This is a genomic window from Lysobacter sp. CCNWLW3 (assembly GCF_036697405.1).
GTDB lineage: Bacteria > Pseudomonadota > Gammaproteobacteria > Xanthomonadales > Xanthomonadaceae > Lysobacter.
Genome location: NZ_JBAHWA010000001.1, coordinates 650,612 through 670,402, shown reverse-complemented (window position 1 = coordinate 670,402; position 19,791 = coordinate 650,612). Strand labels below are relative to the sequence as shown.

The window sequence follows — 19,791 nt, the reverse complement described above, 5'->3', positions numbered from 1 at the left end:
CGCGGCGCCGTTGATGTATTCCGCCGCCGCACTCATCGAAGCCCTGCAGCGCAGGCTGCGTCTGAACGTGCGTCGCGATTCGCTCAAGCCCGGCGAGTTTCCGCCCGGCTGGGCGGTCTGGTTCGCCGACATGGGCGCGCGCGCCGGCCGGGTGACCGGGGCCACCGCCGACTCCCTGATCGAACAGCTGCTGCAGCGGCCGCTGACGCAACCGCCGCGCCGGGTCGGCGACCTCAACCGTTGGCAGGCCTTCGCCACCTTGTGGCGCCAGCAGTGGCAGCCGCCGGAGCGCGAAACCCGCGGCGTGCACTGGCTCGCGGTCAGCGTGACCCTGCTGTGGCATTTGTTCTTCGGCGCCTTGCTGCTGTGGCTGATGTACCTGCAGTTCCTCGGCACGCCGGCCCCGCCGCCCGAGGGCGAGACCGTGGTCCAGGTCGAATACATCGGCGTGGGCACGCCGGAGGAACCCGGCGGCGGTCCCGACCAGCCCAGCGAGCAGCCTTCCGAGTCTGCCGCCCAGGCCGCGCCGGCCCCGGCCGAGGCGGCCGCGTCGGCCACCGCCAGCATCGCCTCGCCGAGCCTGCCGACCCCGACCCTGGAAGCGGCCGCGCCCGATATTCCGCAGCGCGACGTGCCCGAGCCGCAGTTGCCGCCGCCAACGGTGGAGCAGCCGGTGGCGGTGAGCGAGCCGGTGCCCAGCACGGAAACCACGGTGTTCACCCTGCCGCCGACCAAGCGCCGCACCGAGACCGCGATCGCGGTGCCGGAGTTGTCGGCGCCGACCCAACAGCTGCGCCAGGCCGAGGTCTCCGAGCCGGTGCAGCCGATCCGGCGCGAGCTGCCGCAGCGCGAACTCGCGGCGCCGTCCCTGAGCGCGCGCCTGCCCGAAGTCGCCGCGCGCGAAGTGCCGGCGCCCTTGCAGCGCGCGCCGCTGCGCGAACTGCCGACCCCGACCACGGCGACGCCGCAGCTGAGCGCGGCCACGCCGAACCTGCGCACCCGCGATGTCCCGGCGCCCGCCGCCGCGGCTGCCGCCAGCACCGCCACGGCCGCACCGGCGGCGGCTTCGTCGACCGCGCCGGCTTCGACTCCGGCCACGAGCTCGGCGCCCGCCACGGCGCCCAGCACCGCCGGCACGCCGCGCCCCAGCGGAACGAAGCCCGCCGCCGGCGGCGCCGGGCCCAAGCCCACGCCGGCGCCCGGCAGCATCGCCACGCCGCGGCGCGGCGACGACTGGGGCCAATCGACCCGCAACGTCCCCGGCGGCCAGCGCGGCGAGAAGCCCGGCCTGTTCAACAGCGACGGCAGCGTGCGCCTGGCCGAGCAGCCCGGTTCGGCCTCGCCGGGCTTCCCGCCGGGCACGATCACCCAGGAAATCAAGAACATCGACCGCGCCGGCACCTGGCTGCGGCGCAAGCCCAACGACTACGAGCCGACCGCGTTCGACAAGTACTGGCGGCCCAACGAGACCTTGTTGCAGGAATGGGTGCGCAAGGGCTTCAAGGAAGTCGCGATCCCGATCCCGGGCACCACCAAGAGCATCGTCTGCGGGGTGTCGCTGCTGGCCCTGGGCGGCGCCTGCAGCATCAACGACCCCAACCTCAACGAGCAGCCCGCGATCGCGCGCCCGCCGCCGGACATTCCGTTCAAGCCCGGCCTGCAGGAAGACAACGGCAGCGTGAAGCCGCCGCCGGGCGGGTAGGGGCGGCGAATAGCGAGTAAAGAAGTGACTAGTAACGAGCAAGGGCGGCTTTCACCTGTTACTCGCTGCTAGGCACTGGCTACTAGCCGCTAATAGTCGCCAACAAAAAGGCCCGCCGAAGCGGGCCTTTCGCTGTCCGGACCGGAGCCAGGATCAATGCACGTTATGCAGATCGTGCAGCTTGCCGTCGCGCGAACCGAAGTAGGCGGCGAGGTCGGCGATCTGCTGGTCCGTCAGGGTTTTGGCCTGGCTGGACATCAATGCGTGCTCGCGGTCGCCGTCGCGGTACATCTGCAGCGAGTGCGCGATGTAGTCGTGGTACTGGCCGGCCAGCTTGGGGTAGGTCGCGTCGATCGGGGCGTTGCCTTCGGCGCCGTGGCAGTCCACGCAGGACTGGCCGGTGGCCGCGCCCTTGGTGCTGGCCAGCTTTTCGCCGGCGGCGATGTGGCCGGCCGGCAGGCCGGACGAGGAGGAGGTGTGGCCTTCGGCGCGGTCGGCGGAGGAATGCTCGGCCGGGGTGTCGCCCTGCGAGCAGGCGGACACGGCGAACGCGGCGAACAGGGCGATGGCGAGGTGCTTGGTCGTCATGGGGCGGCTGCTCACTGCTTCGCGGTCGAAAGGAAGGCGGCGATATCGGCGATGTCCTGGTCCGAGAAGCTCTGGGATTGGGCCTGCATCGTCGGGTGCTTGCGCGCGCCCTTCTTGTATTCGTTCAGCGCATTGGCCAGATACTCGGGCGACTGGCCGACGATCTTGGGAACGTGATAGTTCGGATAGGCGTTCTTGTAGCCGGTGACGCCGTGGCAGCCCTGGCAGGTATAGGTGAGCTGGCGGCCCGTGTCGGCGTTGCCCTTGATGGCCGGCGCTTTTGCGGAGGGAGCCGGAGCGGCGGTGGCCGCGGCCGGAGCGGCGGGGGTGGCGGCCGGAGCCTTGTCCTCGGCGTTCGCGGCCAGTGCGGCGGCGATGGTCAGGGCAAAGCAGGCGGCGATCGTCAGCGGTCGCATCATGTCGTAATCCGCAATCTCGAATGGCTAGCGAAAGAGTTGTAGCTGGCTGTGCACGGTCACGACCGCGCATAAGTCCGCAAGTATAGCCCGCGATGCGGATGCAACGAAGTCGTCCCTGACCGCATCGCATACGCAGGGTGTGCCGATCGGCCGCGCGCCGCACGTTGTCCCAGGGATTCGGGGCGCGGCGCGCAAGGCATGGCGGCAGTCACCATGACCTTCGGCGGATGCGATTTCGGAGGTGGGTGATATACCTATATACAACACCGGCACAAGCGCCGGTTCCAGCTAGCAAGTTCAGCCATCGGGGTCGTCTGAAATGCGTCAAAACACCACATTCCGTCAGGCCGGGGCCGCCCGCGTCGCTCTCCTCGCGCTGTCCTGCGCCCTGGCCCTGACGGCCTGCAAGGGCGGCGGCGGGGCCGGAGAAGCCCAGGCCAAGGAACAGAAGGCGCCCGACGCCGTCCCGGTCGAGGTCGCCCTGGCTTCGCGCCGGGCCATCGCCGCCAGCTACACCGGCACCGCCCCCCTCGAGGCCCGGGCCGAGTCCCAGGTGGTCGCCAAGACCTCGGGCGTGGCCCTGAACGTGATGGCCGAGGAAGGCCAGATCGTGCGCGCCGGCCAGACCCTGGTGCGCCTGGATTCGGCGCGCTCGGAACTGCAGGCCGCCCAGACCTCGGCGCAGATGCGCAAGCTCGAGGCCAACTTCGCCCGTTCCAAGCAGCTGGCCGAACAGCGCCTGCTCAGCGCCAACGACAACGACCAACTGCGCTACGACCTCGAGAACGCGCGCGCCGCCAATCGCCTGGCCAACCTGGAACTGTCCTACGCCAACGTGCAGGCGCCGATCTCCGGCGTGATCGCCTCGCGTTCGATCAAGACCGGCAACTTCGTCCAGATCAACACCCCGATCTTCCGCATCGTCGACACCTCGCGCCTGGAGGCCACGCTCAACGTACCCGAGCGCGAACTGGCCACGCTCAAGGCCGGCCTGCCGGTGCAGCTGGCGGTCGACGCCCTGCCGGGCAAGGTCTTCCAGGGCACGGTCGATCGCGTCGCGCCGGTAGTGGATTCGGGCAGCGGCACCTTCCGCGTGGTCTGCACCTTCGCCGGCGGCGAGACCCTGCAGCCGGGCATGTTCGGCCGCATCCGCATCGATTACGACAACCGCGCCGACGCCCTGGTGGTGCCGCGCATCGCCCTGCTCGAGGACGAGGGCGATCCGGCGGTGTTCGTGATCCGCAACGCCAAGGCCGCGCGCGTGCCGGTCAAGCTGGGCTACCTGGACGGCGAATGGGCCGAGGTCCGCGCCGGCATCAAGCAGGGCGACCAGGTCGTGGTGGCGGGCAAGACCGCGCTGCGCGACGGCACCCTGGTGCAGCTGATCGGTAAGGACGCGCCCAAGCAGGTCGCCTCCGCCGAGAAATCCGATAAGCCGAAGCAGTAAGGGCGGAGACCCACCGTGACCCCGGCTTCCAAGAATCACGCCCACGAGGGCGGCTCCTTCAATCTGGTCGAATTCTCCACACGCCGCCGGGTCACCGTGGCGATGGTGACCATCACCTTCATCCTGTTCGGCTTCATCGCCCTGGGCGACCTCAAGGTCAACCTGCTGCCGGACCTGAGCTATCCCACCCTGACCGTGCGCACCGAGTACACCGGTGCGGCGCCGTCGGAAATCGAAACCCTGATCTCCGAGCCGGTCGAAGAGGCCGTGGGCGTGGTCAAGGGCCTGCGCAAGCTCAAGTCGGTCTCGCGCACCGGCCAGAGCGACGTCGTGCTCGAGTTCGCCTGGGGCACCGACATGGACCAGGCCAGCCTGGAGGTGCGCGACAAGATGGAAGTGCTGCAGCTGCCACTGGAGGCCAAGGCCCCGGTGCTGCTGCGCTTCAACCCCTCGACCGAGCCGATCCTGCGCCTGGCGCTGTCGGCCAAGGCCGACGGCGATTCGGTGCGCCAGCTCACCGCGCTGCGCCGCTACGCCGACGACGATCTGAAGAAGAAGCTGGAACCGGTCGACGGCGTCGCCGCGGTCAAGGTCGGCGGCGGCCTGGAGGACGAGATCCAGGTCGATATCGACCAGCAGAAGCTGGCCCAGCTGAACCTGCCGATCGACACCGTGATCCAGCGCCTGCAGCAGGAGAACATCAACATCTCCGGCGGCCGCCTGGAAGAGGGTTCGCAGCGCTACCTGGTGCGCACCGTCAACCAGTTCGCCAGCGTGCCCGAAATCCGCGAGATGCTGGTCACCACCCAGAGCGGCGGCGGCAACGCGGCCGCCGACGCGGCCGCGCAGATGGCGGCGATCGCGGCCTCCAGCGGCGATGCGGCGGCGATGGCCGCGGCGGCGTCGGTGCAGAGCGCGAACTCCGGTTCCAGCGCGTCCGTGGCCGGCGGCATGCCGGTGCGCCTGAAGGACATCGCCGAGGTGCGCCAGGGTTACAAGGAGCGCGAGGCGATCATCCGCATGGGCGGCAAGGAAGCCGTCGAGCTGGCGATCTACAAGGAAGGCGACGCCAACACCGTCGCCACCGCCGACGCCATCCAGGCCCGCCTGGAGCAGATCAAGGCGCAGATCCCGGCCGACGTCGAGCTGACCACCATCGACGACCAGTCGCAGTTCATCCGTCACGCCATCCGCGACGTGAAGCTGGACGGCATGATCGGCGCGGCCCTGGCGATCCTGATCATCTTCCTGTTCCTGCGCGACGGCTGGAGCACCTTCGTGGTCGGCCTGTCGCTGCCGGTCTCGATCATCACCACTTTCTTCTTCATGGACCGCCTGGGGCTGAGCCTCAACGTGATGTCGCTGGGCGGCCTGGCGCTGGCCACCGGCCTGGTCGTGGACGACTCGATCGTGGTGCTGGAAAGCATCGCCAAGGCGCGCGAACGCGGGCTGGGCATCCTCCAGGCCGCGGTCGCCGGCACCCGCGAAGTCAGCATGGCCGTGGTCGCCTCGACCCTGACCACGATCGCGGTGTTCCTGCCGCTGGTGTTCGTCGAGGGCATCGCCGGCCAGCTGTTTCGCGATCAGGCCCTGACCGTGGCCCTGGCGATCGGCATCTCGCTGGTCGTGTCGATGACCCTGATCCCGATGCTGAGCGCGCTCAAGGACCGCACGCCGATGGCGTTCCCGGAAGAGGAGCCGCATCCGCGCTGGCAGCCGCAGTCCAAGCTGCAGAAGCCGCTGGCCGCCACCAGCCACGGCCTGGGCGTGGCCGGCCGCGGCGCGTTCTTCGGCATCGCCTGGTTCTTCGTGCGCCTGTGGCGCGGCCTGGCCGCGGTGATCGGCCCGATCATGCGCAAGGCCAGCGACATCGCCATGTGGCCGTACAGCCGCGCCGAAAACGCCTACCTGCGCCTGCTGCCCAACGCCATGCGGCGGCCGTGGCTGGTGCTGGGCTCGGCCACGGCGGCGTTCGCGCTGACCCTGCTGGCGGTGCCGATGCTGGGCGCCGACCTGATCCCGCAGCTGGCCCAGGACCGCTTCGAAATGACGGTCAAGCTGCCGCCCGGCACGCCCCTGCGCGAAACCGACGCCCTGGTGCGCGAGCTGCAGAGCAAGCACGCCAAGGATCCGGGCATCCGCGCCCTGTTCGGCGTCAGCGGCAGCGGCACGCGCCTGGACGCCAATCCCACCGAGAGCGGCGAGAACATCGGCAAGCTCAGCGTGGTGATGGCCGACGGCGGCAGCAAGCAGGTCGAGGCCGCCGAGACCGAACGCCTGCGCCAGACCATGCGCGCCCATCCCAGCGCCCAGGTCGACTTCAGCCGTCCGGAACTGTTCTCGTTCTCGACCCCGCTGGAAATCGAACTGCGCGGCCAAGATGTCGAAACCATCCAGCGCGCCGGCCAGCGCGTGGCCGCGATGCTGCGCGCCAACAAGCACTACGCCGACGTCAAGTCGACGGTGGAGCAGGGCTTCCCGGAGATCCAGATCCGTTTCGACCAGGAACGCGCCGGCGCGCTCGGCCTGACCACCCGCCAGATCGCCGACGTGGTGGTCAAGAAGGTGCGCGGCGACGTCGCCACCCGCTACAGCTTCCGCGATCGCAAGATCGACGTGCTGGTGCGGGCGCGCGAATCCGACCGCGCTTCGGTCGAGAGCATCCGCCGCCTGATCGTCAACCCGGGCAGCAACCGCCCGGTGACCCTGGACTCGGTCGCCGACGTGATCTCCACCACCGGCCCCAGCGAAATCCACCGCGCCGACCAGGTGCGCGTGGCGATCGTCTCGGCCAACCTGCGCGACATCGACCTCGGCGCCGCCGTGGCCGAGGTGCAGCAGATGGTCGCCGACAATCCGCTGACGGATGTGCGCATGCACATCGGCGGTCAGGGCGAGGAGCTGCAGCAGTCGGTGAATTCGCTGCTGTTCGCGTTCGGCCTGGCGATCTTCCTGGTCTACCTGGTGATGGCCTCGCAGTTCGAATCGCTGCTGCACCCCTTCGTGATCCTGTTCACCATCCCGCTGGCCCTGGTCGGCGCGGTGCTGGCGCTGCTGCTCACCAACTCGGCGGTCTCGGTGGTGGTGTTCATCGGCCTGATCCTGCTGGTCGGCCTGGTGGTGAAGAACGCCATCATCCTGATCGACAAGGTCAACCAGCTGCGCGAGCAGGGCGTGCCCAAGCGCGAGGCCCTGGCCGAGGGCGCGCGTTCGCGCCTGCGCCCGATCATCATGACCACGCTGTGCACCCTGTTCGGCTTCCTGCCGCTGGCCATCGCCACCGGCGACGGCGCCGAGGTGCGCGCGCCGATGGCGATCACGGTGATCGGCGGCCTGTTGGTGTCGACCCTGCTGACCCTGGTGGTGATCCCGGTGGTGTACGACCTGCTCGACCGCCGTTCCGACGAGCACTATCGCGAACGCGCGCGCCGCGCCCGTCGCGAGGCGCGCGCCGCGGCCGAGATGATCGAGGACGAACAAGCGCCGCTGGTCGATCCGACCGGCCCGGGCCAGGCTTGAGGAGCGCACGATGAGCATCGCCGAGCTCAGCATCAAGCGTCCCGTCACCGCGGTCATGCTGTTCGTGTCGCTGTTCGTGGTCGGCCTGATCGCCGCGATTAGGCTGCCCCTGGAGGCGTTCCCGGAGGTCTCTCCGCCCTTCATCTTCGTGCAGATGCCGTACACCGGCTCGACCCCGGAAGAGGTCGAGCGCACGGTGCTGCGGCCGGTCGAAGAATCGCTGTCGACCATGACCGGCATCAAGCGCATGGACGCCGGCGCGCGCGCGGACGGCGCCAACATCTTCATCCAGTTCTCGGACTGGGACCGCGACGTGGCGATCGCCGCGTCCGAGGCGCGCGAGCGCATCGACGCGATCCGCGCCGACCTGCCCGAAGACCTGCAGCGCTATTTCGTGCAGAAGTTCTCGACCACCGACCAGCCCGTGCTGCGCGTGCGCCTGGCCGGCGACATCGACCTGACCGGCGCCTACGACCTGATCGACCGCGAGTTCAAGCGCCGCATCGAACGCCTGCCCGGCGTGGCCCGGGTCGATGTGTCCGGCGCGCCGCCGAACGAAGTCGAGATCGCGATCCAGCCCGACCGCCTGACCGCGCACAACCTCAGCCTCAACGAACTGACCACGCGCCTGCAAGCGGTGAACTTCTCGGTCTCGGCCGGGCAGATCGACGACGGCGGCCAGCGCCTGCGCGTGCAGCCGGTGGGCGAGGTGACCGATCTGCAGCAATTGCGCGAGCTGGTGATCGGCGCCAACGGCACCCGCCTGGGCGACATCGCCGACGTGCGCATGAAGCCGGCGCGCATGGACTACGGCCGCCGCCTGGACGGCCGTCCCGCGGTGGGCCTGGACATCTTCAAGGAGCGCAACGCCAACCTGGTGGAGGTTTCGCGACTGGCGCTGCAGGAGGTCGAGGACATCCGCAAGGAGCCTTCGCTGCGCGGCGTCCAGATCAAGATCATCGAGAACCAGGGCGAGAACGTCACGTCCTCGCTGCTCGACCTGGCCGAGGCCGGCGGCATCGGCCTGCTGCTGTCGGTCGCGGTGCTGTTCTTCTTCCTGCGCCACTGGCCGTCGACGCTGATGGTGACCCTGGCCATCCCGATCTGCTTCGTGATGACCCTGGGCTTCATGTACTTCGCCGGCGTCACCCTCAACATCCTGTCGATGATGGGCCTGCTGCTGGCGGTCGGCATGCTGGTCGACAACGCCGTGGTGGTGGTGGAGAGCATCTACCAGGAACGCGAGAAGATGCCCGACCAGCCGCGGCTGGCCTCGATCCTGGGCACCCGCCACGTCGCCATCGCGCTGTCGGCCGGCACCCTGTGCCACTGCATCGTGTTCCTGCCCAACCTGTTCGGCGAGCGCAACTTCCTCAGCATCTACATGGCCCAGATCGCGATCACGATCTCGGTCTCGCTGCTGGCCTCGTGGCTGGTCGCGGTCAGCCTGATCCCGATGATCTCGGCGCGCCTGAAGACCCCGCCCACGGTCAACAACACCCGCGGCCTGATCCCGCGCCTGCAGACCCGCTACGCGCGGTTCCTGCGCTGGACCCTGGCCCATCGCGGCTGGAGCGTGCTGGGCATCGTGCTGATCATCGCCGTCAGCGTGTTCCCGATGACCCAGACCAAGTTCGACATGTTCGGCGGCGACGAAGGCGGCGAAGTCAACGTCTTCTACCAATGGAAGGGCAGCTACACCAAGGAGCAGATGTCGGACGAAGTGCTGCGGGTCGAGAAGTTCCTCGACGCCAACCGCAAGCGTTTCCACATCACCCAGATCTATTCCTACTACAGCGAAGTCGGCGGCGCCGGCACCCGCATCACCTTCGACACCAAGGAAGCCAGCGCCACCAAGCCCCTGGTCGACGCGATCAGCAAGGCGCTGCCCAAGTCGGCCCGCGCCGACATCGGCATCGGCGACCAGGGCGGCCCGGGCGGCGGTGGCGGGCAGCCGGGCAAGAACGTGCAGGTGCAGCTGGTCGGCGATTCGACCCAGACCCTGGCTGAAGTGGCCAAGGACATCGTGCCGATCCTGGCCAAACGCAAGGAACTGCGCGACGTGCGCGTGGATGCAGGCGACCAGAACAGCGAGTTGGCGGTGCGGGTCGACCGCGAGCGCGCGGCCTCGTTCGGTTTCAGCGCCCAGGAGGTCTCGCGCTTCGTCGGCCTGGCCCTGCGCGGCGCGCCGCTGCGCGAATTCCGCCGCGGCGAGACCGAAGTGCCGGTGTGGGTGCGTTTCGCCGGCGCCGAGGATTACGGCGTCGAGGACATCGCCTCGTTCACCGTGCGCGCGCCGGACGGCCGCACCGTGCCGCTGCTGAGCATGGTCGACGTCAGCGTGCGCCCGGCCGCGACCGAGATCCGCCGCGCCAACCGCCAGACCACCCTGACCATCCAGGCCAACCTGGCCGACAAGGCCACCGTGCCGGACGCGCGCAAGGCCATGGAGGACACCCTGAAGGCGGTCTCGTTCCCGGCCGGCTACAGCTATTCCTTCGAGGGTGGCGCGTTCGAGGACGAGGACGAGGCGACCGGGCAGATGATGTTCAATCTGCTGCTCGCCCTGGTGATGATCTACGTGGTGATGGCGGCGGTGTTCGAATCGCTGCTGTTCCCGGCCGCGATCATGAGCGGCGTGCTGTTCTCGGTGTTCGGCGTGTTCTGGCTGTTCTGGATCACCAGCACCACCTTCGGGATCATGTCCTTCATCGGCATCCTGGTGCTGATGGGCGTGGTGGTGAACAACGGCATCGTCATGATCGAGCACATCAACAACCTGCGCCGGCGCGGACTGTCGCGCACCGAGGCCCTGGTCGAGGGCAGCCGCGAGCGTCTGCGCCCGATCCTGATGACCATGGGCACGGCGATCCTGGCGATGGTGCCGATCGCGCTGTCGACCAGCGGCAGCAACGACATGCCGGCCTACTACCCGATGGCGCGCGCGATCGCCGGCGGCCTGGCCTTCTCGACCCTGGTCAGCCTGCTGTTCCTGCCGACCATCTACGCCATCCTCGACGACCTGCGCAACGGCAGCGCGCGCGCGGTCCGCCGCGCGCGCGGCAAATCGGCCGAGCCGGCGCTGCCGGCCGCGTCGGTCGCGGCCCTGCACGCCGAGTGAGTCCCGGTCCCGGGTCCGCCCAACGGCGGACCCGGGGCAGGGCGGGCCACGGTGCCCTGGGGTAGGAGCGGCGTAAGCCGCGACCGCGCGCCCACGACATCTCGCGCAAGCCCGTCCAACCCACTGTAGGAGCGGCGCAAGCCGCGACCGCGCCCCGCGAGGGCCGGCGCAGGCTCCCGCCAAAGCGGATCGGCCCCCAAACCGACGGCCCCAGCCCCAATTCGGCCCCAGCCGGCGCCTCCCCAGCCCCCGATTTGCACCTAAGCCCTTGACCCTGCCATAATTTCCGGCTCCCGCGAGGCCTGGTGCCGTCGTAGGACCCTTGCCCTACCGCGCCCGGCGATCGCTCGCCCGGTGGCGGGGGGCTGAACCGGCCCGGTCGACGGGCCGACACCCACAAGGAAACAACGATGCGTCATTACGAAGTCGTGTTCCTGGTCCACCCGGACCAGAGCGAGCAGGTCCCGGCCATGATCGAGCGCTACAAGTCGCTGATCGAAGCCGGCGAAGGCAAGATCCACCGTCTCGAGGATTGGGGCCGTCGTCAGCTGGCTTATCCGATCGAGAACCTGGTCAAGGCCCACTACGTCCTGCTCAACATCGAAGTCACCCAGACCGTGCTCAACGAGCTGGTCGACGGCTTCCGTTTCAACGACGCGGTGCTGCGTCACCTGGTCATGAAGCGCGACGAGGCCGACACCGAACAGTCCCTGATCATGAAGTTCAAGGACGAGAAGGGCGACAAGCCCGAGCGCGGCGAGCGCCGTCGTCGTGACGACGACAGCGACAACGCAGTCGGCACCGCCGACAGCGCCGAAGACAACGCCGAAGCCGCCTAAGGGATCGCACTCATGTCCAAGTTCTTCCGCCGCCGCAAGTTCTGCAAGTTCACCGCCGAGGGCGTCAAAGAGATCGATTACAAGGATCTCAACACCCTGCGCCAGTACCTCACCGAGACCGGCAAGATCGTGCCGAGCCGCGTGACCGGTACCAAGTCGAAGTACCAGCGCCAGCTGTCGACGGCCGTCAAGCGCGCCCGTTTCCTCGCGCTGATCCCGTACACCGACAACCACAACGCATAAGTAAAGACGTTCGCCCGCTTGCGGGCGAACCCTTTGTCCCCCTCTCCCGCCAGCGGGAGAGGGCAGGGGTGAGGGCCGCGACAGCGCCCGAACCCGCACAAAGCCTTTTCGGACAGCGTCCTCTGCTGCGGACCTACAGGCCCGCTAACGAATACGGAGCACCACCATGCAACTGATCCTCCTGCAGAAAGTCACCAACCTGGGCAACCTGGGCGACAAGGTCAACGTCAAGCCGGGCTACGGCCGCAACTTCCTGGTCCCGCAGGGCAAGGCCGTGCCGGCCACCGCCGCCAACCTGGCCGAGTTCGAAGCCAAGCGCGCCGACTACGAAGCCAAGGCCAAGTCGCTGCTCGACGGCGCCGAAGGCCGCAAGGCCAAGCTCGAGGACGTGTCGGTCACGATCCACGCCAACGCTTCCACCGAAGGCAAGCTGTACGGTTCGGTCACCCCGCGCGACATCGCCGAGGCCCTGACCAAGCACGGCCACCCGGTCGAGAAGTCGGAAGTGATCATGGGCGAAGGCCCGCTGCGCCGCACCGGCGAGTACGACATCCTGCTGCACCTGCACGCGGACGTCGAAGTCACCGTCAAGGTCGTGATCGAAGGCGAAGCCGCCTGATCCGACGCGGGCTTGCGTAGAACGAAGGGCGCCCGCGAGGCGCCCTTCGTTTTTGCGGGCCGGTCCGCGCCAGGGCCCCGGCATCGCCGCGACGGCTACCGTCGCAGCCGATGAGAACGGAGTGTGCGATAGAGGGGAAGTTGCCCACCTCTTATCCACAGCTTCGTCACAGGCTTGTATGCAACGCCGGCGGGGCATTCGCCTCTACGATGTCCGACCGGCCGGGCCCCCTGCGGGGCGACGAACCACCCCGATATCAACGGCCGCGCAAGACGGCCGCTCAGCGAGGACCGCGACACAGATGAGCGCACGAAGCGGATTCCGCGGCGAGAAGCGGTTCGAAACCCGCGCCGAGCAGCGCATCGACCAGCTGCGCGTGCCGCCGCAGTCGATCGAAGCCGAGCAGGCCGTGCTCGGCGGCCTGATGCTGGCGCCCGACGCCTACGACCGCGTCGCCGACCAGCTGGTCGAGGACGACTTCTACCGTCGCGACCACCAGCTGATCTACCGTGCGATCCGCGAACTGGCCGAGAAGAACCGGCCCTTCGACGCGGTGACCCTGGGCGAGTGGTTCGATTCCATGGGCCTGTCCGAGCAGGTCGCCGGCGGCGCCTATCTGATCGAGTTGGCCAGCACCACGCCCTCGGCCGCCAACATCGCCGCCTACGCCGAGATCGTGCGCGACAAGGCGGTGCTGCGGCAGCTGATCGAGGTCGGCACCGGCATCGTCAACGACGGCTTCCAGCCCGACGGCCGCGACAGCAGCGAGATCCTGGCCAAGGCCGAGCAGGAAGTGTTCGCGATCGCCGAAGCCGGCGCGCGCGGCCGCACCGACTTCACCCCGGTCAACAAGGCGCTGTCGGAAGCCTTCGATGTGCTGCAGACGCGCTACGCCAACGGCGGCAGCGTGACCGGCCTGCCGACCGGCTACACCGAATTCGACGAAATGACCGCGGGCCTGCAGAACACCGACCTGCTGATCATCGCCGCGCGTCCGGCCATGGGCAAGACCACCCTGGCCCTGAACATGGCCGAGTACGCCGCCTTCCGCAGCAAGAAGGCGGTGGCGGTGTTCTCGATGGAAATGTCGGCCAGCCAGCTGGCGCTGCGCCTGATTTCCTCGGTCGGCCGCGTCAACGCCCAGCGCCTGCGCTCGGGCCAGCTCGAGGACGAGGACTGGAGCCGCGTGACCAGCGCGATCCGCCAGCTGCGCGAGGCCAAGATCTTCATCGACGACACCCCGGGCCTGTCGCCGGACGTGCTGCGCGCCAAGTCGCGCCGCCTCAAGCGCGAGCACGACCTGGGCCTGATCGTGATCGACTACCTGCAGCTGATGTCGGTGCCCGGCAACAGCGAAAACCGCGCCACCGAAATCTCCGAGATCTCGCGCTCGCTCAAGCACCTGGCCAAGGAGCTCAACCTGCCGGTGATCGCGCTGTCGCAGCTCAACCGCTCGCTGGAGCAGCGCGCCGACAAGCGCCCGGTGATGGCCGACCTGCGCGAATCGGGCGCCATCGAGCAGGACGCCGACGTGATCGTCTTCATCTACCGCGACGATTACTACAACAAGGAAACCTCGCCGGACAAAGGCCTGGCCGAGGTCATCATCGGCAAGCAGCGTTCCGGCCCGACCGGCTCGCTCAAGCTCAAGTTCTTCGGCGAGTACACCCGCTTCGACAACCTCGCGCACGACTCGGTGGGGTCGTTCGAGTAAGCGGCGGCGGCCGGCTCGCCCACGGCGGTCCGGCTTCGGATCCATGTGCGGCGAGGCCAGCCGCGGCCGACGAGGGCAGGCGGCCGCATCGCCGTCGCCGATCGCGGCGGGGCGAACAGCAGGGACTGGCGGCTCATCGCGATCGCCGTTCGTCGTCCAGCACGCGGATGTGATCGGGGTTGCAGCGCGCGCGCCTGCGACGGTTCAGACTGCAAGCGCCAGACTGTCGCGCAGACACGGTGCCGCGCTTGACGCGGCCGTGACGAAGCGCGGCGCATGTTGCCGTGGCCCTCTACTCCAACCGGTGCATTCCCCATGAACGCCAAGCTCAAATCCACCCTCGCCGTCGCCCTGATGTCCTGCGTGATGGCGACCGGTGCCGCCGCGCAGACCAAGTCCAAGGCCAAGCCGGCCAAGCAGCCGCATTGCTACGACGTCGAAGTGCAGCGCCCGAAAGAAGTGAAGGACAAGCACAAGATCACCGGCACCGCCCTGGGCGCGGTCGCGGGCGGTCTGCTCGGCAACCAGGTCGGCGGCGGCAGCGGCAAGAAGGTCGCGACCGCGGCCGGCGCCGTCGGCGGCGCCCTGGTCGGCCGCAAGATCCAGGAAAACCAGCAGAACAAGACCGAGACCGTGATCGAGCGCCGCTGCGACTGAGCGCACGCTCTTCGCGAAGGGAAACGGGCCGGCGCAAGCCGGCCCGTTTTTGTTTCCGCCCGCTCACGGAGCATGACCGTAGCGACTTGCGCGCAGCCGCCCGGGTCGATCAGCATCCGCTGCCGATCACCCGGGAGCGCGCCATGAAGCGACTGATCGAAATCCGCAGCTACCGGCTCAAGCCGGACGCGGCGGCGCGATTCCAGGAGGCGATGCGCGCGCGCGCGTTGCCGCTGCTGCGCGAGCACGGCATGGACGTGGTCGCGTTCGGGCGCAGCTGGCACGAGCGCGAGAGCTGGTACCTGATCCGCGCCTACCGCGACCAGGCCGACCTGGTCGCGCAACAGGACGCGTTCTATTCCTCGCCGGCCTGGCGCGAAGGGCCGCGCGCGGAGGTCGTCGACTGCATAGACGACTACCTCAATACCCTGCTGTGGCTGTCGGACGCCGCGATCGACGAATTGCGCTACGACCGCTGAACCTCCGCGCCCGGCGCAGCGGTTGCGCCGGGTTTCTTCCAAGTTCCCAGGACACCGCACCGCATGCGCGCCATCGCGTTAGCCGCTCTGTTTTCCTTCGCCGCTTCGTCGTTCGCGGCCGATCGCGCCGCACCCTTGCGCCAGTCCTTCGACCTGCAGGTACCGGCCGCGCCGGCGCCGGTGCGGGTAGACGGCGCAGCGGTGCTGATTTACGAACTGCACCTGACCAACTTCAGCCGCGAGCCGCTGCAACTGCTGAGCGCCGAGGCGCGCGACGGCGAGGGCGGGCAGGGGCTGGCCGGTTACGAAGGCCAGGCGCTGGAGCGCCGCTTCGACCGCCTAGCGGCGGCGCCGGGCAGCGACGCGCTGACCCTGGCGCCGGGCCAGCGCGGCGTGCTCTACCTGGAGCTGAGCCTGCCGGCGCAGGCGCCGGTGCCGCGACGGCTCGCCCATCGCCTGCGCTACCGCGTCGCCGGCAGCGACACGCCGCATTGGCTGGACGGCGGCGAAGTCGCGGTGGCCCAGGCCGCCGCCTTGGCCCTGGGGCCGCCGGTGCGCGGCGGTCCCTGGATCGCCATTCACCACCCGGATTGGATGCGCGGCCATCGCCGCGTGCTCTACACGATCGACGGCCGCGCACGCATTCCGGGCCGCTACGCGATCGACTGGGTCAAGCTCGACGCCGAGGGCCGCACCACCGGCGGCGATGCCGATCTGGTCGCCCAAGCCTACGGCTACGGCGCCGAGGTGCTGGCGGTGGCCGACGCGACCGTGGCCGCGGTGCGCGACGACGTGAGCGAGACCCAGCGCGTGTCCGAGCACGGCAAGCAGGCGCTGGGCGACGCCACCGGCAACTATGTCGCGCTGGACCTGGGCGACGGTCGATACGCGTTCTACGAGCACCTCAAGCCGGGCAGCCTGCGGGTCAGGGCGGGTCAACGCGTGCGCCGCGGCGAGGTCGTTGCCGCGCTCGGCTTCACCGGCGACTCCACCGGCCCGCACCTGCATTTCCACGTCGCCGACCGCGCCTCGCCGTTGGGCGCGGAAGGCGTGGCGTTCGAGTTCGAAGGTTTCCGCGTACTGGGCCGCTACCCGGACCTCGCCCAACTGGGCAAGGCGCCGTGGGCGCCGGCTTCGCAGGCGCCCGATCGCGAACGCGAGCGGCCCGCTCCCAACACGGTGCTGGAATTCGAAGACTGAGGCCGTGCGGGCGCCAGGTTCCTCTGTCGCCAGCCGAAACGCTCTCACTGCGCGGGCTTTGGATTCCTTCCCCCGCTGGCGGGAGAAGGGGCCCGCAGGGCGGATGAGGGCGCACCCGCGACCTCCCGCAGCCAGCATCCACCCCGACAGCCTGCGCAAGGCGCCAGCCGATAAACTAGCGCGATGGCACGCCCGACTTCCGCAAGCATCCACACCGACGCCCTGCGTCATAACCTCGCCCAGGCGCGCGCGCGCGCGCCGCACAGCCGCGTCATGGCGGTGGTCAAGGCCGACGGCTACGGCCACGGCCTGGAGCGCGTCGCCCGCGCCCTGGAAGGCGCCGACGCGTTCGGCGTGGCCGCGCTGTCCGACGCCGACCGCCTGCGCGCTGCGGGCTTGTCGCAGCCGATCGTGCTGCTGTCGGGCTTCGACGAAGCCGACGATCTGCCGCAGCTGCGCCGCCTGGGCGTGGAGACCGTGGTCCACCACCTCAGCCAGATCGAGATGCTGGAGCAGGCCGCCGCCGGCGAGCCGATCCGCTGCTGGCTCAAGGTCGATACCGGCATGCACCGGCTCGGCTTCGCCCCCGAGCAGGTGCGCGAAGCCCATGCGCGCCTGTCGGCGCTGGCGGGCGTGGCCGACGGCATCGTGCTGATGAACCACTTCGCCAGCTCGGACGAATTCGACCAGCCGCAGACGCGCATGCAACTGCGCGCGTTCGCCGAAGCCACCGCCGGGCTGGAGGGCACGCGCTCGCTGGCCAATTCCGCCGCCGTGCTGGGCTGGCCCGACGCCCACGCCGACTGGATCCGTCCCGGCGGCGCGCTGTACGGCATCTCGGTGGTGGAGGGCACCACCGGCGCCGACTTCGGCCTGCGCCCGGCCATGACCCTGTCCACGCGCCTGATCGCGGTCAACCGCGTGCGCCGCGGCGAGCGCATCGGCTACGCCGCGACCTGGGAATGCCCGGAAGACATGAACGTCGGCGTGGCCGCGATCGGCTACGGCGACGGCTATCCGCGCGCGGCGCCCTCCGGCACGCCGGTGCTGGTGGGCGGCCAGCCCGCGCAGGTGATCGGCCGCGTCTCCATGGACCTGATGACCATCGACCTGCGCGGCATCCCCGACGCCCGCGTCGGCGACCCGGTGCTGCTGTGGGGCCCGGAGCTGCCGGTCGAACGCATCGCCGAAGTCTCCGGCACGATCGGCTACGAGCTGACCTGCTCGATCACCCGCCGGGTGCGTTTCGTCGAGACCTGAGCCCGCTGCGGCCCCTGCGCTTCGCGTGACTGGCGCCCTTGTGTGGATCGTCGGCATACGCGATGTGCAGCGCCGAATGCGCACTTCTCCAAAGTGAGAATATGGTCGCAAAAGCTGGGATTTTTCCCCAACAGGTAGGGGGGGAGCGGTATTCGCCCGTTTGGATAAGGTCGGTCGATCGGGCGCTACGGCACGCCCGCGCCTAAGGCCGCTCCGTCCGGAGCGCGGCCGACATTCCATTGGGGGATCGATGAAGCAGAGCAAGCTGATGTACGCGCTGGGCCTGGGCCTGGCCACGATGGTCGCTTCCACCGTCGTTGCAGCGCAGGAGCAACCGAATCCGAATCGCGTCTGGGTCAAGTTCAAGGCCGGCGCAGTCAGCGCCGCCACCGGCAAGAGCGCCGCGGTTTCCAGCCAGAGCCTGGGCCAGCGCATCCAGGCGCTGCGCGGCAAGCTCAGCGCCGCGCGCGGCGGCGACGCCGTGCTGAACTACCAGTTCGACCGCCTCAACAGCGCGGTGATGACGCTGTCCTCGCCGGAAGCCATCAAGGCGCTGCGCGCCAATCCGGACGTGGAATCGGTCGAGATCGACCAGCCGCGTTACCTGCAGGCGCAGAGCGTGCCCTACGGCATCGACCAGGTGCAGGCGCGCAACGTGTGGGACGCCAACCAGGACGGCGTGCTCGACGCGGGCGCGGCCACCGGCGCCGGCATCAAGGTCTGCGTGATCGATTCGGGCATCAACAAGACCCACGAAGACTTCGCCGGCATGACCATCACCGGTTACCCGACCGGTTGGGACACCGACACCTGCGGTCACGGCACCCACGTCGCCGGCACCATCGCCGCGGCCAACAACAGCACCGGCGTGGTCGGCGTGAGCCCGGGCAAGGTCTCGCTGCACATCATCAAGATCTTCGGCAGCAACGGCACCAACGGCGGCAGCCACGGCCAGTGCTCGTGGACCTATTCGTCCACCCTGGTCGATGCGGCCAACCGTTGCAACACCGCCGGCGCCAAGATCATCAGCATGAGCCTGGGCGGCCCCAACAGCTCGACCACCGAGCAGAACACCTTCCAGACCCTGGCCAACAACGGCGTGCTCAGCATCGCCGCGGCCGGCAACAGCGGCAATTCCAGCCTCAGCTATCCGGCGTCTTACGCCAGCGTGGTGTCGGTGGCGGCGATCGACTCGGCCAACGTCAAGGCCGATTTCTCGCAGTTCAACAGCGCGGTCGACATCGCGGCGCCGGGCGTGGACACGCTCAGCACCTATCCGCTCAAGGACGACCCGCTGCTGGTCGGCAACTCCAGCTTCGCCGCGATCCCGGTCGACGGCTCCAGGCAGACCACGGTCAGCGCGGGTTGGGTCAACGGCGGCCTGTGCCAGGCCTCGTCCACCACCTGGCGCAACAAGATCGTGCTCTGCCAGCGCGGCACCAACACCTTCGTCGACAAGATCACCAAGGCCAAGACCGGCCGCGCCGCCGGCGTGGTGATCTACAACAACGTCGCCGGCGAGCTGCGCATCGGCATGTACGACGCCAACCTCCAGCCGATCACCACCACGCTGCCCGCGCTGGGCATCAGCAAGGCCGACGGCGAAGCCATCGTCGCCGGCCTGGCCGGTCAGACCATGACGCTGGACGCGACCCCGTCCTTGTCCAACACCGCCTACGAGACCATGAGCGGCACCTCGATGGCGACCCCGCACGTGTCCGGTGCGGCCGCGGTGGTGTGGAGCGCCAAGCCGACCGCGACCGCGGCGCAGGTGCGCGACGCGCTGTTGACCACGGCGCAGGACATCGACGCCGCCGGTTACGACAACAACACCGGCTGGGGCCTGGTCCAGATGCCGGCCGCGATCACCGAGCTGCAGTCGCAGTAAGCGTCACAAAACGCGGACGGGGCCCAGCCGGGCCCCGTCTGTCGCCGGCCGCGCCGGACGGCATACTGGCGTTCTCCTAGGCCGCCCCGGTTCCGC

15 protein-coding genes are annotated in these 19,791 nt (G+C 69.2%); 13 read left to right on the top strand and 2 right to left on the bottom strand.

The window, feature by feature from the left end; all coding sequences use genetic code 11:
* The first annotated feature begins 13 nt into the window (after positions 1-13).
* Positions 14-1,702 (top strand): transmembrane repetitive protein, encoded by a 1,689-nt coding sequence (locus V1318_RS03000; protein ID WP_332937565.1) that lies wholly within the window; start codon positions 14-16, stop codon positions 1,700-1,702.
* Between the two features lie 153 nt (positions 1,703-1,855).
* On the opposite strand, the gene V1318_RS02995 is transcribed toward V1318_RS03000, so the two are convergent.
* Both V1318_RS02995 and V1318_RS02990 read right to left on the bottom strand, forming a co-directional pair.
* On the bottom strand, positions 1,856-2,290 hold the full coding sequence (locus tag V1318_RS02995) for a c-type cytochrome (protein ID WP_332937563.1): 435 nt from the start codon (positions 2,288-2,290) through the stop codon (positions 1,856-1,858).
* Positions 2,291-2,301: 11 nt separating this feature from the next.
* Entirely contained in the window at positions 2,302-2,706 is a 405-nt protein-coding gene (locus tag V1318_RS02990) for a cytochrome c (RefSeq protein ID WP_332938312.1), read from the bottom strand.
* Positions 2,707-3,028: 322 nt separating this feature from the next.
* Between V1318_RS02990 and V1318_RS02985 the strand changes: the two genes are divergently transcribed.
* The 12 genes from V1318_RS02985 (at position 3,029) to V1318_RS02930 (ending at position 19,695) form a co-directional block, all read left to right on the top strand.
* A complete protein-coding gene (locus V1318_RS02985; RefSeq protein ID WP_332937561.1) occupies positions 3,029-4,156 on the top strand; it encodes an efflux RND transporter periplasmic adaptor subunit in 1,128 nt (375 codons plus the stop codon).
* Between the two features lie 15 nt (positions 4,157-4,171).
* Positions 4,172-7,675 carry an efflux RND transporter permease subunit gene (locus V1318_RS02980; RefSeq protein WP_332937559.1) on the top strand — a complete coding sequence of 1,168 codons (3,504 nt, stop codon included), beginning with the start codon at positions 4,172-4,174 and terminating at the stop codon, positions 7,673-7,675.
* Between the two features lie 10 nt (positions 7,676-7,685).
* Positions 7,686-10,796: an efflux RND transporter permease subunit gene (locus V1318_RS02975; protein ID WP_332937557.1), complete on the top strand. Its 3,111-nt coding sequence runs from the start codon at positions 7,686-7,688 to the stop codon at positions 10,794-10,796.
* Positions 10,797-11,206: 410 nt separating this feature from the next.
* Positions 11,207-11,635, top strand: a complete 429-nt coding sequence (gene rpsF / locus V1318_RS02970) for a 30S ribosomal protein S6 (RefSeq protein ID WP_056175092.1) — start codon at positions 11,207-11,209, stop codon at positions 11,633-11,635.
* Positions 11,636-11,647: 12 nt separating this feature from the next.
* Entirely contained in the window at positions 11,648-11,878 is a 231-nt protein-coding gene (rpsR, locus tag V1318_RS02965) for a 30S ribosomal protein S18 (RefSeq protein WP_055899483.1), read from the top strand.
* Between the two features lie 166 nt (positions 11,879-12,044).
* Positions 12,045-12,497, top strand: a complete 453-nt coding sequence (gene rplI / locus V1318_RS02960) for a 50S ribosomal protein L9 (RefSeq protein WP_056175089.1) — start codon at positions 12,045-12,047, stop codon at positions 12,495-12,497.
* A gap of 301 nt (positions 12,498-12,798) precedes the next feature.
* Positions 12,799-14,211 (top strand): replicative DNA helicase, encoded by a 1,413-nt coding sequence (locus V1318_RS02955; RefSeq protein ID WP_332937551.1) that lies wholly within the window; start codon positions 12,799-12,801, stop codon positions 14,209-14,211.
* A 366-nt stretch (positions 14,212-14,577) separates the two neighbouring features.
* The gene (locus tag V1318_RS02950) at positions 14,578-14,868 is read left to right on the top strand and encodes a glycine zipper 2TM domain-containing protein (RefSeq protein WP_332938310.1); all 291 of its coding nucleotides are present in this window, start codon (positions 14,578-14,580) and stop codon (positions 14,866-14,868) included.
* A gap of 143 nt (positions 14,869-15,011) precedes the next feature.
* Complete coding sequence (locus V1318_RS02945) at positions 15,012-15,347, top strand: NIPSNAP family protein (RefSeq protein WP_332937549.1); 336 nt, start codon at positions 15,012-15,014, stop codon at positions 15,345-15,347.
* Positions 15,348-15,410: 63 nt separating this feature from the next.
* A complete protein-coding gene (locus V1318_RS02940) occupies positions 15,411-16,547 on the top strand; it encodes a M23 family metallopeptidase (protein ID WP_332937547.1) in 1,137 nt (378 codons plus the stop codon).
* A 183-nt stretch (positions 16,548-16,730) separates the two neighbouring features.
* Positions 16,731-17,807, top strand: a complete 1,077-nt coding sequence (gene alr, locus V1318_RS02935; RefSeq protein WP_332937546.1) for an alanine racemase — start codon at positions 16,731-16,733, stop codon at positions 17,805-17,807.
* Between the two features lie 250 nt (positions 17,808-18,057).
* Complete coding sequence (locus V1318_RS02930; protein WP_332937544.1) at positions 18,058-19,695, top strand: S8 family serine peptidase; 1,638 nt, start codon at positions 18,058-18,060, stop codon at positions 19,693-19,695.
* Positions 19,696-19,791 lie beyond the last annotated feature (96 nt).